This is a genomic window from Methylobacterium pseudosasicola (assembly GCF_900114535.1).
Classification (GTDB): domain Bacteria; phylum Pseudomonadota; class Alphaproteobacteria; order Rhizobiales; family Beijerinckiaceae; genus Methylobacterium; species Methylobacterium pseudosasicola.
In genome coordinates, this window is sequence record NZ_FOTK01000001.1 from 174,885 (window position 1) to 190,220 (window position 15,336).

A 15,336-nucleotide genomic window follows, 5' to 3' on the forward strand; every position below is an offset into this window, starting at 1 on the left:
GAGAAGGAGCGATGAGGGATCGGTCCCGCGTATCACTCGTGGCGGTCACCTTGGACGACCTGCGCACCGTGGACGCCGTCTTCGACGATCTCACCGCCTATTCGATGCGGGTCGATGGCGTGCCGCGACGGGCGGATGCCGCTTCCGCGTTCGTGACAGCCCTCCCGCCGGGATGTGCGCCGCGCAACAAGCACGCCTTCCTGGCGCGATGCGACGACACGGCCATCGGTCTTCTGGATCTCATCGACGGCTACCCGAAAGCGGGAACGGCCTTCATCGGGCTCCTGGCGATCCGTCAGAGCGCCCAGGGATCCGGCCTCGGGCGCATGCTTTGCCAGGCGGCAGAGCGGTTCGCTCGGGATACCCTGCAAGCGCAAAGCCTGCGTTTGGCCGTGGTGGAGACCAACCCGGTGCTAGGCTTTTGGACGCGGATGGGATTCGGACCGACCGGTGAGATCAAGCCGTTCCAGGGCGAGCGCATCACCACCCGGGCCATTGGGATGGAAAAGCAGCTTCGAAAACACGAAAACCCGGCCTGTGAGGCCGGGCTCGCTTGAAGAAAGCCGTACGTCGGATGATCAACCGATATGCGGGCTGCCGGTGGCGGCGGGGAACCGGTCGGCCAGGGCGCGGCGGAGCTTTTCCAGGGCGCGGTTCTCGATCTGGCGGACCCGCTCCTTCGAGATGCCGAGGCGCTGACCCAGAGCCTCCAGGGTCGCCTGATCCTCGGCGAGGCGGCGCTCGCGCAGGATCCGCAGCTCCCGCTCGGACAGGACCGTCAGCGCCTGCTGCAGCCAGCTGAGGCGCCGCTCTCCGTCGACCGTGGCGCTCACCGTCTCGTCCGGCAGCGCGGCCCCGTCGACCAGAAAGTCCATGCGCTCGGAGGAGGCGTCGTTATCCTCGCCCACCGGGGCGTTCAGCGACATGTCCGGCCCCGAGAGGCGGGCATCCATCAGGGCCACGTCGTCGCGCGAGACGCCGATGGCGGTGGCGATGCGGCGGTGGATCTCGTCGCCGACATGCTCCTCGGTGGATTGCATCAGCCGGGCGCGCAGCCGGCGCAGATTGAAGAACAGGGCCTTCTGGGCCGAGGACGTCCCTCCGCGGACGATCGACCAATTGCGCAGGATGTAGTCCTGGATCGAGGCCCGGATCCACCACGTCGCGTAGGTCGAGAACCGGACATCGCGCTCAGGCTCGAACCGGGCGGCGGCTTCCATCAGGCCGACGTGACCTTCCTGGACCAGATCGGCCATCGGCAGGCCGTAGTGACGAAAACGCCCCGCCAGGGCGATGACGAGGCGCATATGGGCTGAAATCAGGCGGTGCAGCGCGCGCTCGTCGCGATTGTCCTTCCAGCGGACGGCGAGGCCGCGCTCTTCTTCCCGTGCCAGGAAGGGCGCCTCCATGGCAGTCCGTATGAACTGCCGTCGAATTCCAGCGATATCAGCCATCCCGCCTGCCTCTTGTTGCCGAGTGCTGTTGCGGCGCCGAACGGAGCGTCCAACCCGCAGGGCGTCACCGAACGGCGACGCCAGGCAACCGACAACGGAAGGCAAAACACGAAAGTTCCGCCGCAACCCTTCGCAGTGCGACAGCGGGACGGCCACGTTTTCGTGTGCCGCTGTCAGAAGATGGGTTTCGGCGTCGCGCCGTCCAGTCCCCGACCCTCCGATCCGATGCGAAAAGCGACGGACCAAAGGTCATCGCGCCGCATCTGTCTCCCATCGAACGGAACGCAGACAGGCATAAAAAAAGCCCGGCCGCTGAGGGCCGGGCTTTGATCGTCGTGGGAAAAAGGCGCCTCAGGCGGCCACTTCCTGGATGTCGTCACCCTCGCCGTCGGCCTCAGCCTCGGGCTCGGCCTCCTTGGCGCGGCGCGGCGACTTGGCGAGGCTCTGCTCAATCAGCTTCAGCGCCTCGGTCTCGGTGATGCGGTTCACCGACGAGATCTCGCGCACGATCCGGTCGAGGGCGGCCTCGTAGAGCTGACGCTCGGAATAGGATTGCTCAGGCTGAGCCTCGGAGCGGAACAGGTCGCGCACCACCTCGGTGACCGCGAGCAGGTCGCCCGAGTTGATCTTCGCCTCGTATTCCTGAGCCCGGCGCGACCACATGGTGCGCTTGATCCGGGCACGACCGGTCAGCACGTCGAGCGCTTTCTTCACCAGCTCCGGCTCGGCGAGCTTGCGCATGCCGACGCTGTTGGCCTTCGCGGTCGGGACGCGCAGGACCATCTTGTCCTTCTCGAACGAGACGACGAACAGCTCAAGTTTGTAGCCCGCGATCTCTTGCTCTTCGATCGCGGTGATGCGACCGACGCCGTGGGCCGGATACACGACGGCCTCACCGGTCTTGAAGCCTTGCCGGCCTGCGGTCGTCGTCTTCTTGGCTGTGGTCATGCGAGAAGGGCCTCCACTGGCGCGCGACGCTCCGCGCCGCGCAAAACCGTGTTCTTCCGGGCGGGACACCCGGTTTGCCTCGCCGTTCCGGAATCCCCGCCTCAAGAAGGCTCGGATCCGGGTGGTCCCCGGCGCGACCGTGCAAACACCGGAACATCCGCCGAAGTCACCTTCGGCGGTCGTTCGCGTACCACCCCACGTAATTCACGAAAGCGAAAGGCATTTCGGCCGGAGGGAGCACGTCTGGCGCGAGCGACGGCAGGCGGATTGTGTATCACAATCCGGCGCGCAGATCAAAGCATCCCTGAAGAAGCGCGCGCGGTCCGGGCACGGCCTCGAAAGAGTTTTACACCGGCTTGGCCGGAGAGGAATGACCTGCCCGCGGCTCAGGGCTTCGCTTGACGCAGGTCGAATAGGGTCAGCGTCACGATCCACAAGCGGCAGGCGATCCGATAACGGATCGCAACATCGTGAGGCGATGCGTTATCCAGTTTCTGCACCGTCCCGGTCGTCGTTTTAACGCCGTCCCGTCGACCGGGCGGCGCCATCGCAGGCGTCAGTCGCCAGAGCCGGGATTAGGGGAGAAGTGTGCCTCGAGCTTTCCGGCAACGCCGTCCCACTCCTTGGCGTCGCCCGGAGCGTCCTTCTTCTGAGTGATATTCGGCCAGCTCTTGGCGTAGTCGGCGTTAAGCTTCAGCCAGGTCTCGAGGTTCGATTCCGTATCCGGCTTGATGGCCTCGGCGGGGCATTCCGGCTCGCACACGCCGCAATCGATGCACTCGTCCGGGTGGATGACGAGCATGTTCTCGCCCTCGTAGAAGCAGTCCACCGGACACACCTCGACGCAGTCCATGTACTTGCACTTGATGCAATTGTCGGTGACGACATAGGTCATCGGTTGTCTTCGTCCCAAAAATTCTGGTCTGCCCGGGCGGAGCCTCGGAGGCCCGCACGCCCAGGTGGCGCCGCGATGCTGCGCCGCAAAACCCGGCGTCGAACCGGGTCCCTCGGAAGTCGATGGCTCTAGACCCTGCCTATCGGGCTGACAAGCGCGCGGGTGTCCCAGGGCACCCCTGATCCGGTTCTCGCCCGGACGCTGTGGCGCCGGCTCATCACTCCGGCGGCTCGATCGTGATCTTCGTGCCGGCGAGGTCCTCGTAGAGAAGCTGCGCCTCCGGGGCGGGCCCGCGGCGCTCGCCGAGGCCGAGCACGCGCACAGCCAGGGTCGCGTGGGGCGCGGCCACCGTGACGACATCGCCGATCACGATGCCCTTGGCCGGGTTCTCGGCCCGGGTGCCGTTCACCCGAACGAAGCCATCCTCGGACAGGCGCGCGGCCAGGGCGCGGGTCCGCGCGAACCGCGCGAACCACAGCCACTTGTCGAGCCGCTGCCGACCGTCGCGCATCCGCGGGCGTCAGCGCTTCCCGCCGTCGCCGGCTTCGAGCTGCGCCTTCAGCGCGGCCAGCTTGGCGAAGGGCGAGTCGGGATCCGGTGCCCGCTCGCGCCGAGGCGGGCGCTGGTCGGGCCGGGGCGCCGCATGGCGCTGCTCCGCATTGCGCTGGTCGTCCCGGCGCTCCGGACGTCCGCCCTCGAAGCGCTCGCGCCGGGGGCCGCGGTCCCGACCGGTCCGGGGACCGCCCTCGTTGCCGGGGCGCTCGCCGCCTTCGGCCCGCCGCTGCTGATCGGGACGCCCGCCTTCCGGACGACCCGGACCCTGGTGCTGGCCCTGCTGGCCGCCGTCGCGCCCACGACCCGCCCCGCGCGGGCGGTTCTGCGGCCGGGGATGAGCCGGGCGCTGGTGGCGCTGCAGGCGCCAGACTTCGATCAGGGGCTGCTCCGCGGTCGCCTCGTCTGTCGTAGCGGCGGCCTCAGCGTCGGGCGCTTCCGCGCCGGCCGTGGTCTCGCTCGCATCCGGCTCGGGTGAAGCGGCCGGCTCGGACGATTGGATGGTCTCGGAGCCCTGCGCCTCGGCAGCCTGTGCAGCTTCGGTCGGGGCCTCCTCCGCCTCCGACGCGGGGACTGCCTCCGGCTCGGCTTCGGCATGCGCCGCGACGGGCTCGGCCTCCACCGGAGCTTCGGGGGCGGATGCGCCCTCGGCTTCGGAGCTGGCCTCGGCGGCGACGGCGGGCTCGGCGTTCTCAGAGGCCGAGGCCTCGTCGCCTGTTGCGTCCGACTCCGCGACCTGCGCGGCGGCTTCCGCCTCTTCGCCGGTGGACTCGCCGGCCGATGCCTCACCGGTCGCCCCGGCCTCGCTCGCCGCAGCGGGGGTGACCACAACCGGGGCCGTTGCGGCCGCCGGCAGCAGCGGCACCGTGATGGCCGGACCGGGGCGGGCCTCCAGGGAGTAGCCCAGCGACTTCAGGATCGAGGCGAAATCCTCGCCCGAGCAGCCGACCAGGGAGGTCATGCCGACGGTCGCCACGAAGCCGTCGCCGTCGGCGGTGCCCTCCGGCGGGGCGCCCGGCGTGGTGCCGGGGCGATAGGCGATGGCCGGGCGAATCAGGTCGGCCAGCCGCTCCAGGATATCGACCCGCACCGCCCGCTCGCCGCTGACGCGGAAGCCGGCCGCCCGGTAGAGGCCCTTGGCGATCTCGCGATCGACCTTGATCGAGGTCCGGCCGGAGCCGGCCAGATGCGCGATCTCGTCCAGCCCGCGCTGGTCGAGGCCGCCGTTGCGCAGGGCCCAGAGCTGGGCCGCCAGAGTCCGCGGCGCCGGCTTCAGCAGGGCCGGCAAGAAGATGTGGTAGGCGCCGAAGCGCACGCCGTGCCGGCGGAGCGCGCCGCGCCCCTCCTGGTCGAGGCTGCGCATCTCCTGGGCGACCTTCGACCGCTCCAGCACGCCGAGCGCCTCGACCACCTGGTAGCCGATGCCCTTGGCCAACCCGGTGAGGTCGGCCGCGGTCTCGAGCTCCATCAGCGGGCCGAGCAGGCGCACGATCATGGCCTTCAGCCAGGCATCGAGGCGGCCCTCGACCTTCTCGCGATGCGCGCCGGTCAGGCTGTCGTCGGCGAGCAGGCGAATCTGCGGCGCGAACAGCTTCTCGCCGGGGGTCAGCTTCGCCACCGGCGCACCGGTCCAACGAATCGTCCCGTCATGCGCGAGCACGAGGGTGGAATCGGCGGTCGCCGCGAAACGATCGGCCCGGGCCTCGATCTCCCCGGCGAGCGCCTTCTCGGCGGCGCTCCTCAGGGTCTTGGCCTCGTGCCCCTCGGCGCTGGCATCGGGGACGAATAGGAATCCATGCAGGTGACCGACATGCTGACCCTCGACGGTGACGTCACCGTCGGCGGAAATTTGGGCTTCGAGCATCGTGTTCTCTCTCAGGCGCCGCATCAGGACGCTTGTGCGCCGGTCGACGAAGCGGCTCGCGAGGCGTTCGTGCAGGGCGTCTGACAGCCTGTCCTCTACCCGACGTGTCTCGCCCTGCCAATGTTCTGGGTCGCGGAGCCAGTCGGGGCGGTTCGCCACGAAGGTCCAGGTGCGTCCCTGGGCGATCCGGCGGGACAGCGTATCGATGTCGCCGTCGGTGCGGTCGATCATCGCCACGTGCTCGGCGAACCACGTGTCGGGGATGCGCCCGGCCATGCCCTTCATGAGGAAACGGAAGAGCTGCGCTACCAAGTCGGCATGCACCTGCGGGTGGACCTTGCGGTAATCCGGCACACCGCAGACGTCCCACAGGCGCCTGACCGTCGCCTGGCTCCCCGCCATGTCCCGGATGTCGTCTTCCCGCATCAGGATCTCGAGGGCCTGCTGGTCCTCGCCCATGGGTGCACGGGTGAGGCCCGATTCGCGCGGGTGCTCGTCGAGGCTCGCCTGGAGCGCCTCCAGGGTGCTGAAGCTGAGATCCGGGTTGCGCCATTGCAGGATGCGCAGCGGGTCGAAATCGTGATTCTCCAGCCGCTCGACCATTTCCGGCTCGAAGGGCGGGCAGCGCCCTGTGGAGCCGAAGGTCCCGTCCGCGAGGTGGCGGCCGGCCCGGCCGGCGATCTGGCCCATCTCGGCGGGAGTCAGCTTGCGGAAGCGGGTGCCGTCGTATTTCCAGTTCGCCGCGAAGGCGACGTGGTCGACATCGAGGTTGAGCCCCATCCCGACCGCGTCGGTGGCGACGAGGTAATCCACGTCGCCCGCCTGGTACATCTCGACCTGGGCGTTGCGGGTGCGCGGCGAGAGCGCGCCCAGCACCACAGCGGCGCCCCCGCGCTGGCGCCGGATCAGCTCGGCGATGGCGTAGACTTCTTCCGCCGAGAACGCGACGATCGCGGTGCGCCGGGGCAGGCGGGACAGCCGCTTCTCGCCCGCGAAGCTCAGCTGCGACAGCCGCGGCCGGGTCGTGGTGTGGACGTTGGGGATCAGGCTCTGGACCAGCGGCAGCATGGTCGAGGAGCCGATCAGCAGCGTCTCCTCCCGGCCGCGCAGGTAGAGCAGGCGGTCGGTGAAGACGTGGCCGCGATCCATGTCGGCGGCGAGCTGGATCTCGTCGATAGCGACATAGGCCACGTCGAGGTCGCGCGGCATCGCCTCGATCGTGCAGATCCAGTAGCGCGGCCGATCGGGCTTAATTTTTTCTTCCCCGGTCACCAGCGCGACCTTCTCGGGCCCGACCTTGGCGACCACCCGCAAATAAACCTCGCGGGCGAGCAGCCGCAGGGGCAGCCCGATCATGCCGGTCGGGTGCGCGAGCATCCGCTCGATGGCGAGATGCGTCTTGCCGGTGTTGGTCGGCCCGAGAACCGCCGTCACGCCGCGGGCGCGGACGTCGCGCGGCAGGGACCGGCGGGGGAGGGGGCGAAGCGGCGCGTCGATGGTCGGCGGTTCCTTCGGGCGGGAAGGCCGGCGCGGCGCCGTCTGGCGCGGGCAGGGAGTTTTAGGCGGCCGGTCGCGTCAGGGACGGTAGGGCCGCGTCGGACCTCTCCCATATGGGATATCACCCGGGCCGCTGCCAACCTGCGGCATAATCAGCGGATAGACGTCGATCTGCGTCGCCGGGGATCCGGGCTGGGGCGCGAGATCGGCGCAGAGGGTGTCGGGCACCGCGACCAGCGGGCCGCGCCGCGGCGGCTGATGCTCGATTACCTGTGCCGACGAGAAGGCGTCCCCGCCGCACCCGGGATCCGCCGACCCGGCGATGAGGGGCCGGGCCGCGGCTGATCCGGCGAAGGCGAGAGCCGCGAGGGCGAGGGCGGTTCGGAGGCGATGCGGGCACATGCGCGGATCGTCGCCCAAAAGAGGAAAGATTTTCAGAGCGCTGCGAACGGCAGCCCGAGATAACTGAACACCGCGCGCAGGACCCGATGTTCCAGCGCGTCGCCGGCCCGCTCGCCGCGCTCCCCGGCGGCATCGACCATGCCCCGCACGAGCGCGAACAGGTCGCCCGCCGCAATCTCAGCCTCGACCGGCGGCGCGGGTTCGAGGTGCCCCAGCAGGGCCAGCAAGGCGCCCGAGATCGCCCGGGTGACCGCATCCAGACTGTCGGCGAGCTGGAGCCGGTTCTCCTCCCGGTCGAGCAGTAGGGCGAGGCGCGGCCGGGACATCTGGTGGGCGACCGCCGCCTGTACGATCCGGCGCAGGCCGAGTTCCGGCGTCTCCGCCTCGGTGGCGGCCTGCACGGCCGCGATCAGCAAGCCGGTCTCCCGCGCCACCAGGGCCGCGGTCAGCGCCTCCTTGCCGGGAAAGTACTGGTAGACTGAACCGACCGAGACGCCGGCCCGCTCGGCCACGGCGTTGGTCGTGTAGCCGGCGAGCCCCCGCTCCTCCAGAACGCGAGCCGCGCCTTCGAGGATCGTCCGCACCGTCTCGGCGGATCGGGATTGTTCCGGGCTTTTCCGGGGCTTGAGCGCCGGCCCCCGCGCCGTCCGGCCGGTCATGAACGCGAGTTCGGCGCCGGGTCGCAGGGAGGCATCATCCGGGCGTTCCAACAGACCCACGGAGCGGTCAATTCCATGTCCGACCAGACCTTCAATCCTAAGCTCACCGTCTTCATGCTGGTGAAGACGTCGCCCGAATGGCTCGCCCTGTCGATCGACGACCGCTTCGCCCAACTCCGCGCGGTGTTCGAGCCGATCCTGCGCCGCCACGCCGAGTCGGTGAAGCTGCGATTCTACGATGCTGAATTCTACACCGCCCGCGTGACCGACCTGTGGGTCTGGGATGCGAGCGACCACCACGCCTACGAATGCGTGGTCGAGGCTCTGCGCGAGACCGCGTTCTGGGACCGGTGGTTCACGATCGTCGAGATCATCCCGGCGGTCGAGAATGCCTACGCGACGAATTACGGCCGGGCGCCCCTGGCGGCGTAGACGCGTCGCCTCAATCGGCGCCCTCGACCAGCACGACCTCGCCGATGCCGGCGGGCAGGCGCTTGGCCTTGGCCGCCTGATAGTCCGGCGAAAAATAATAGGCCCGCGCCGCGTCGTAGGAGTCGAATTCCAGCACGACGTTGCGCGGCCGCGCCTCACCTTCCAGCGCCTCGCAGCGGCCGCCCCGCACCAGGGGCTTGGCACCGTGGAGCCGCATCGCCGCGGAGGCCATCTCGGCATAGGCCGCGTAGGTTTCCGGATCGGTGACCGTCATCCGGACGATGATGTAGCCCTTCGCCATGATCCTGCATCCTCCCTGTCGCGGCGCACGCGATGCCGGGAAAGAGGCCGCCGGTCAAAGGCGAATCGCGGCCGCGACCTACTGCCCGGGCAGGCTCGCTTGGGCGACGCTGGCGCCGGCCGTCCCATTGGCGGCGCCCTGGGTCCAGCGCGTCGCCTCGATGATGTTGGTGCCGATCGTGGTGAGCACCGAGATGCGCAAGGGAATCAGCGCCCGCGTCCCCTCGACGGGGGCGAGCCAGACCGACATCTCGCGGTTGTCCTCCATGAACTTCACCCCGGGCCGGTCCGGCCGGTGGCCGGCCACCGCCTGATAGCGGGCGGTGCAGACCAGGACCGGGCCGGCATAACCGGGCTTCTGCACGTCCCGGGTCTCGGCGTAGCTCAGCACCACGTTGAACCGGGTCGCGCCGTCGAACACCGGCAGGGTCCGGTTGCAATTGGCCGGATCGAGTGGCTCGCCCCGGCCTTGGGCCGGCATCAGCAGCGCGCTCACCGGATCCATGATGCCGCGCTTGTGGGCGGCCGTGACCGGAACCCGGTCCTGCATGTCCACCAGCGGCGGCGTGATCTCGGCCTGCACGACGTTGCCGTGGGCCAGCGCCATGCGCACCGCGATCCCCGAACTCGCCGTGTGGGTCGCGATCGAGAAGGCGCCGGGCTGCGGCGCGGCCGAAAAGGTGCCGGAGGCCCGGGCCGAGCCCTTGCCGCCTGTGATCGCCCCGACGAGGCCGGTCAGCACCGCCGAGACATCCATGAGGTAATGGTCGCGCTCGAAGCTGCCGGCGAGTCGCGCGGTGCCGATCGGCAGGCCCGCGAGGTTGATTCCGTAATCGACCGTCACCGTCGCAGGCGCGGCGGCGGCAGCCCGCTTCGCGCGCCGGGCGGCATCGGCCGGGGCACCGAGCGCCGCGAGGGCGAGCACGGTCCCGAGAAGGCGCATCGTCAGCGGCTTGATCGTCCGACGGACAGGCGTGGCGCTCATGATCCGGATCGCATCCCAGGAAACGCGGACGAAATTATCGGTTGCGAGATGATCTCGCGAGAGGGGCTCTCGGTACCGGCGCGGCGCTGGCCTTCGTCGAGCCGATGAGGGTTATATCCCGGTATCGTGGTTAACAGACCGTTGGGCGCCGAGGCGACGTCCGATCGATCGGTCCGGAGCTTGACGCATCGGGGCCAGGTCGCCTATAGGCTCGCGCCTTCAACAGGACTCCGCTGGACCTGGAATACGTATCGGGCGCCGCCCGCTGCGACGATGATCGCGCCGCTTGCGATCGGGTCTTCTCGGGCGGAACGAGACGGGAATTTTAGTCATCATGGCGCGCCGCTGCGAACTCACCGGCAAGGCCGTTCAGGTCGGCCACCTCGTGAGCCACTCGAACCACAAGACCAAGTGCCGGTTCCTGCCGAACCTGTGCAACGTCACGCTCCAGTCGGATGCGCTGGGCAAGCGGGTTCGCCTGCGCGTCACCGCGCACGCCCTGCGCTCGGTGGAGCACCGCGGCGGCCTGGACGCCTTCCTGATCAAGGCCGGCGAAGGCGACCTTTCGCAGACCGCCCGCCTGCTGAAGCGCGAGATCCACAAGAAGCTCGCCGAGACCCCGGCCGTCGCGGCCTGATCTCGCGCGCTTCCGCGCCTTTCATCGATCGGACGATGCAAACCGCCGCGGCAGGGCATGCCGCGGCGGTTTGCGCTTGCCTGCGCCTGACCCCTATCTGGTCTCCGGCTGCGCGATTCGCGTCAGCCATTGTCGGATCGCCGCCTGCGCCTCGGGCGCGAGATCGCGCAGTATCTCCGCTTCCAGCGCATAGACGCGTTTCTTCGCGCCTTCGAGCATCGCCTCGCCCGCGTCCGTCAGGGCGATCGTCTGGATGCGGCCGTGAACCCGATGTGGTGTCCGCACGATGAGGCTGGCCTTCAGCAGATTTGCGACGATGACGCTCATGGTCTGCGGGGTCACGAGGGCAAGGCGCGCGAGATCCGCGCTGCTGTGGCCGGGATAGGCGGCCAGCATCGTCAGGACGGAGAATTGCGGCAGGGTCAGGCAGAGGCCGCTCAGCTGCTGTTCGACGTGCTGGCGATGCGCATGGGCCGCCTGCCGCAGCAGATAGCCCAGATGCCCCTCGACGCCGCGCTTGCCTTCTCCCGCCTCCGGCAGATCATCCATGGCATCGGCCCTTGCCGGTTATCAGCGTTCTGATATGTTGTTCGTGTTTTGATAATAGCGCGAATGGCGGGGGCGCACCATGTCCGAAGTGACGCTGCACGATGAGGCGGGCTTTTCATACGACACGTTCAGGAACTCGGTCCCGGCGGCTCACGCGGCGCTGCTCGCCCTCGGCGAGGCCGTGGATGAGGCCGGCCTGGATAAGCGCCTGAGCGAGATCGTGAAGATCCGCGTCTCCCAGATCAACGGTTGTGCGTTCTGCGTCGGCTTTCACCTCGACACGGCGCGCCGCCTCGGCATCGCCGACCCGATTCTCGACGCGATCGCCGTCTGGCGCGACAGCCCGGTCTTCTCGGCCCGCGAGCGCACCGCCCTGGCCTGGGCCGAGCACCTCACCCGTATGGCCGACGGCGCTGCGCCCTCGCACTCCGCCGAGCCGCCCAGCGCGCTGCTCAGCCGAGACGAGACGCTGCTGCTGACCGTCGCGATCGCCGCCATCAACGCCTGGAACCTCATCGCGGGCGGCCTGCATTTCTCGCCACTCGCCCAGCGGGCGGCCTGAGGGTCGCGCCGGGCACCCCGCAAACCGTCAGCGCCGTCCGCCCGCCGCGCGCAGGGCCCGGCCCGTGGGCGCGGATGCGTTGTTCTCCTCGAACAATTCGGCCAGCTTCTCCGTCATGGCGCCGCCCAGTTCCTCGGCATCGATGATCGTCACGGCCCGGCGGTAATAGCGGGTGACGTCGTGGCCGATGCCGATGGCCAGGAGTTCCACCGGCGAGCGGGTCTCGATCTCCTCGATCATCCAGCGCAGGTGCCGCTCGAGGTAGTTGCCGGCATTGACCGACAGGGTCGAGTCGTCGACCGGCGCGCCGTCCGAGATCACCATCAAGATCTTGCGCTGCTCGGGCCGCCCGAGCAGGCGCTTATGCGCCCAGTCCAGGGCCTCGCCGTCGATGTTCTCTTTGAGGAGACCTTCGCGCATCATCAGCCCGAGATTCTTCCGGGCCCGGCGCCAGGGCGCGTCCGCCGACTTGTAGACGATGTGGCGCAGGTCGTTGAGGCGGCCCGGGTTCGGCGGCTTGCCGGCGGCGAGCCAGGCCTCGCGGCTCTGGCCGCCTTTCCAGGCCCGGGTGGTGAAGCCCAGAATCTCGACCTTCACGCCGCAGCGCTCAAGCGTCCGCGCCAGGATGTCGGCGCAGGTCGCCGCCACGGTGATCGGCCGGCCGCGCATCGAGCCGGAATTGTCCAGCAACAGCGTGACCACGGTGTCGCGGAAATTGGTGTCCTTCTCCTGCTTGAAGGAGAGGGGCTGATACGGGTCGATGACCACGCGGACGAGCCGGGCCGGATCGAGCTGGCCCTCCTCCAGATCAAAGTCCCAGGCGCGGTTCTGCTGGGCCAGGAGCCGGCGCTGGAGCCGGTTGGCGAGGCGCCCAACGACGCCTTGAAGGTGCGAGAGCTGCTTGTCGAGGTAGCTGCGGAGGCGCGACAGCTCGTCGGCGTCGCACAGCTCTTCGGCGTGGATGATCTCGTCGAACCGGGGGTTGAACACCCGGTATTCGGGCCCGCGCGCCTCGTTGCCTTGGCGCGTCGGTGGTCGCGAGGCCTCGGAGGCCTCCTCGGATTCCGCGTCCTCGGACTCGTCGGGCAATTCGCCCGATGGCGCGTCGGCGGATTCCTGCGCGCCCTCCTCGATCTCGTCGGAGGCTTCCTCCGAGGTCTCGATCTCGGCGCGCTCGCCCTGGCTCTTCTCCTCGGAATCGCCCTCGCTCGGGTTCTGCTCGTCGTCCTGGGCGTCGTTCTCGTCGTCGTTCTCGTCATCCTCGGCGTCGAACGGCGTCTCGTCGGACATGTCGAGGGAGGTCAGCAGGTCGCGCACCGAGCGGGCGAACTTGCGCTGGTCCTCGATCGACCCGATCAGGCCGTCGAGGTTCGGTCCGGCCTTGGCCTCGATATGCGCGCGCCACAGCTCCACGATCTTGGAGGCCGCTTCCGGCGGCCGCTGCCCGGTCAGGCGCTCACGCACCATCAGGGCGACGGCATCCTCCATGGGGGCATCGGCGCGGTCGGTGATGGTCTCGTACTTGCCGCCGCGATGGTAGCGGTCCTCCAGCATCGCCGTGATGTTGCTGGCGACGCCGGTCATCCGCCGCGAGCCGATCGCCTCGACCCGGGCCTGCTCCACAGCATCGTAGACCGCGCGGGCGGCGGCGTTCTCGGGGGCGAGCCGGCGATGCACCGCGATGTCGTGGCAGCCGAGCCGCAGCGCCATGGCGTCGGCATTGCCGCGCAGCACCGCGACATCCTGCGCCGAGAGCTTGCGGGGCGGCTCGGGCAGCCGGGCCTTGTCGCCGGTCAGCGCCGGCCGGTCGGTGGCGTAGGTCACCTCGACCTCGGACCGGCGGGCGATGGCGCGCAGGCACCCCGCCACCGAGCGCTTCAGGGGCTCGGCCACGGATTCGCGACGCTCGCCGGGCTTGCGGTTGGAGATGGACATGCAGGGCTACGTCTTCATCGAATCGAGGTCGAAGGGGCGCTCAAGCAGATCGTCCCAGGTGTAGGGACATTCTGAAGGGAACTCGCCCGGCGGGAGGTGGCATTCATCCGCCGCCCAGTTGCGTGAGATTGGATAGATCTCGTCCCGCATCGTGTTGAGATGCGGCTTCAGACCCGGGTTCTTCCGCAGAATTTTTGCGTACCGGAGGCGCTGCTCGCGGATCGAGTAGATCCAGCTTGGCGTGCGCTTCTCCGGCTGCTGATCCCATTTGAGCATGTGCATGATGAGAACGCGCAACGCGCTTTCCATCTGACTGTATTGCGCGCTCCCCACGTCGCTCAGCTCCTCGGCGATGTTGTCGAGGTCGAGCGCGTCCACCCGGCCGGCGCGGAGCAGCGCCACCTGCTCCTGGACCCAGGTGTAGAGGTCGTCCGCATAGCGCGTCCGCCCATCGGCATGCGGAGCCGCCAAAGCGTCCTCGCGTGTCGGAGCCGGATGCGCCATCGCGTCCTCCATGCGGTTCAGCTCAGGGCGACGTTCAGCGCGCTCTCGGGCAGTTCCTTGCCGAAGGCGCGCTGGTAGAATTCGGCTACCAGGGTCCGCTCGAGCTCGTCGCACTTGTTCAAGAAGGTCACCCGGAACGCGAAGCCCACATCCTTGAAGATGTCGGCGTTCTCGGCCCAGGTGATGACCGTCCGCGGGCTCATGACGGTGGAGAGATCGCCGTTCATGAACGCGTTGCGGGTCAGGTCCGCCACCCGCACCATCCGGTTGACGATGTCGCGGCCCTGGTCATTGCGGTAGTGCACCGCCTTCGAGAGCACGATATCGACCTCGCGGTCGTGCGGCAGGTAGTTCAGGGTCGTCACAATCGACCAGCGGTCCATCTGGCCTTGGTTGATCTGCTGCGTGCCGTGATAGAGGCCCGACGTGTCGCCAAGGCCCACGGTGTTGGCAGTGGCGAACAGCCGGAAGGCCGGGTGCGGGCGGATCACGCGCTTCTGATCGAGCAGCGTCAGGCGGCCAGACAATTCCAGCACGCGTTGGATCACGAACATCACGTCCGGCCGGCCGGCATCGTACTCGTCGAACACCAGGGCGACGTTGTTCTGCAGCGCCCAGGGCAGGATGCCGTCCTGGAAGGCGGTGATCTGCTTGCCGTCCTGCAGGACGATGGCGTCCTTACCGACGAGGTCGATGCGCGAGACGTGGCTGTCGAGGTTGATCCGCACGCAGGGCCAGTTCAGCCGCGCGGCGACCTGCTCGATATGGGTCGACTTGCCGGTGCCGTGATAGCCGGTGACCATCACGCGGCGGTTGCGCGCGAAGCCGGCCAGGATCGCCAGCGTCGTCTCCCGATCAAAGATGTAGTCCGGATCGAGATCGGGAACGTGCTCCTCCGGCTCGGCATAGGCCGGAACCTTGAGGTCGAGGTCGATGCCGAAGACCTCGCGGACGGAAACGGTGCGGTCGGGCAGCGCGGCGGGCGTGTCGTCAGAGAGCATTCGGGACCTCGTGAGGCGCGGAAACTCCAGCCCGAGGGAATGGAGCCTCCGCACGGAAGAACGTCGAGCCGGGCATCCGCCGCGGGGCGGACTCACATCTTTAAACGGCGACGCTGTGCGGCGCCACCGATCGGCACCAGCCCCATATAGGGTCGCGCCG

The 15,336-nt window shown here is 68.8% G+C and carries 16 protein-coding genes; 4 read left to right on the top strand and 12 right to left on the bottom strand.

All coding sequences use genetic code 11. From position 1 onward, the window contains the following. Window positions 1-50: 50 nt before the first annotated feature. Window positions 51-557, top strand: a complete 507-nt coding sequence (locus BM228_RS00870; RefSeq protein WP_167367626.1) for a GNAT family N-acetyltransferase — start codon at window positions 51-53, stop codon at window positions 555-557. 21 nt (window positions 558-578) lie between these two features. Here BM228_RS00870 and BM228_RS00875 read toward each other — a convergent pair whose 3' ends face one another. The 6 genes from BM228_RS00875 to BM228_RS00905 all read right to left on the bottom strand — a co-directional run bounded on the left by BM228_RS00875 (window position 579) and on the right by BM228_RS00905 (window position 8,322). Beyond that, the gene (locus BM228_RS00875; RefSeq protein WP_007559662.1) at window positions 579-1,454 is read right to left on the bottom strand and encodes an RNA polymerase factor sigma-32; all 876 of its coding nucleotides are present in this window, start codon (window positions 1,452-1,454) and stop codon (window positions 579-581) included. A 351-nt stretch (window positions 1,455-1,805) separates the two neighbouring features. Continuing rightward, window positions 1,806-2,402 (bottom strand): CarD family transcriptional regulator, encoded by a 597-nt coding sequence (locus tag BM228_RS00880; RefSeq protein WP_092036283.1) that lies wholly within the window; start codon window positions 2,400-2,402, stop codon window positions 1,806-1,808. A 556-nt stretch (window positions 2,403-2,958) separates the two neighbouring features. Continuing rightward, window positions 2,959-3,297, bottom strand: a complete 339-nt coding sequence (gene fdxA, locus BM228_RS00885; RefSeq protein ID WP_092036285.1) for a ferredoxin FdxA — start codon at window positions 3,295-3,297, stop codon at window positions 2,959-2,961. Window positions 3,298-3,514: 217 nt separating this feature from the next. Further along, window positions 3,515-3,808 carry an RNA-binding S4 domain-containing protein gene (locus BM228_RS00890; protein ID WP_092036287.1) on the bottom strand — a complete coding sequence of 98 codons (294 nt, stop codon included), beginning with the start codon at window positions 3,806-3,808 and terminating at the stop codon, window positions 3,515-3,517. Between the two features lie 9 nt (window positions 3,809-3,817). Then, the gene (locus tag BM228_RS00895; protein ID WP_167367627.1) at window positions 3,818-7,147 is read right to left on the bottom strand and encodes a helicase-related protein; all 3,330 of its coding nucleotides are present in this window, start codon (window positions 7,145-7,147) and stop codon (window positions 3,818-3,820) included. Window positions 7,148-7,644: 497 nt separating this feature from the next. Continuing rightward, window positions 7,645-8,322, bottom strand: a complete 678-nt coding sequence (locus BM228_RS00905) for a TetR/AcrR family transcriptional regulator (protein ID WP_208611965.1) — start codon at window positions 8,320-8,322, stop codon at window positions 7,645-7,647. 24 nt (window positions 8,323-8,346) lie between these two features. Between BM228_RS00905 and BM228_RS00910 the strand changes: the two genes are divergently transcribed. After that, window positions 8,347-8,703, top strand: a complete 357-nt coding sequence (locus BM228_RS00910; RefSeq protein WP_092036291.1) for a darcynin family protein — start codon at window positions 8,347-8,349, stop codon at window positions 8,701-8,703. 10 nt (window positions 8,704-8,713) lie between these two features. Here the strand turns inward: BM228_RS00910 and BM228_RS00915 are convergent, their stop codons facing one another. Both BM228_RS00915 and BM228_RS00920 read right to left on the bottom strand, forming a co-directional pair. Next, a complete protein-coding gene (locus tag BM228_RS00915) occupies window positions 8,714-9,004 on the bottom strand; it encodes a DUF1330 domain-containing protein (RefSeq protein WP_092036293.1) in 291 nt (96 codons plus the stop codon). Between the two features lie 78 nt (window positions 9,005-9,082). Next, a complete protein-coding gene (locus BM228_RS00920) occupies window positions 9,083-9,946 on the bottom strand; it encodes a DUF3108 domain-containing protein (protein ID WP_092036726.1) in 864 nt (287 codons plus the stop codon). A gap of 376 nt (window positions 9,947-10,322) precedes the next feature. Between BM228_RS00920 and rpmB the strand changes: the two genes are divergently transcribed. After that, window positions 10,323-10,625, top strand: coding sequence for a 50S ribosomal protein L28 (gene rpmB, locus BM228_RS00925; RefSeq protein ID WP_058190906.1), 303 nt, complete (start codon window positions 10,323-10,325; stop codon window positions 10,623-10,625). 93 nt (window positions 10,626-10,718) lie between these two features. On the opposite strand, the gene BM228_RS00930 is transcribed toward rpmB, so the two are convergent. Continuing rightward, entirely contained in the window at window positions 10,719-11,174 is a 456-nt protein-coding gene (locus BM228_RS00930; protein WP_092036295.1) for a MarR family winged helix-turn-helix transcriptional regulator, read from the bottom strand. Between the two features lie 79 nt (window positions 11,175-11,253). Here BM228_RS00930 and BM228_RS00935 point away from each other — a divergent pair, with 79 nt between their 5' ends. Next, window positions 11,254-11,736: a carboxymuconolactone decarboxylase family protein gene (locus BM228_RS00935; protein WP_092036297.1), complete on the top strand. Its 483-nt coding sequence runs from the start codon at window positions 11,254-11,256 to the stop codon at window positions 11,734-11,736. Window positions 11,737-11,763: 27 nt separating this feature from the next. On the opposite strand, the gene cobT is transcribed toward BM228_RS00935, so the two are convergent. The 3 genes from cobT to cobS are packed head-to-tail and all read right to left on the bottom strand — an operon-like array spanning window position 11,764 to window position 15,176. Continuing rightward, window positions 11,764-13,671, bottom strand: a complete 1,908-nt coding sequence (gene cobT, locus BM228_RS00940) for a cobaltochelatase subunit CobT (RefSeq protein WP_092036299.1) — start codon at window positions 13,669-13,671, stop codon at window positions 11,764-11,766. Between the two features lie 6 nt (window positions 13,672-13,677). Further along, the gene (locus tag BM228_RS00945) at window positions 13,678-14,187 is read right to left on the bottom strand and encodes a DUF29 domain-containing protein (RefSeq protein ID WP_244536978.1); all 510 of its coding nucleotides are present in this window, start codon (window positions 14,185-14,187) and stop codon (window positions 13,678-13,680) included. A 5-nt stretch (window positions 14,188-14,192) separates the two neighbouring features. Further along, a complete protein-coding gene (gene cobS, locus BM228_RS00950; protein WP_092036301.1) occupies window positions 14,193-15,176 on the bottom strand; it encodes a cobaltochelatase subunit CobS in 984 nt (327 codons plus the stop codon). Between the last annotated feature and the right edge of the window lie 160 nt (window positions 15,177-15,336).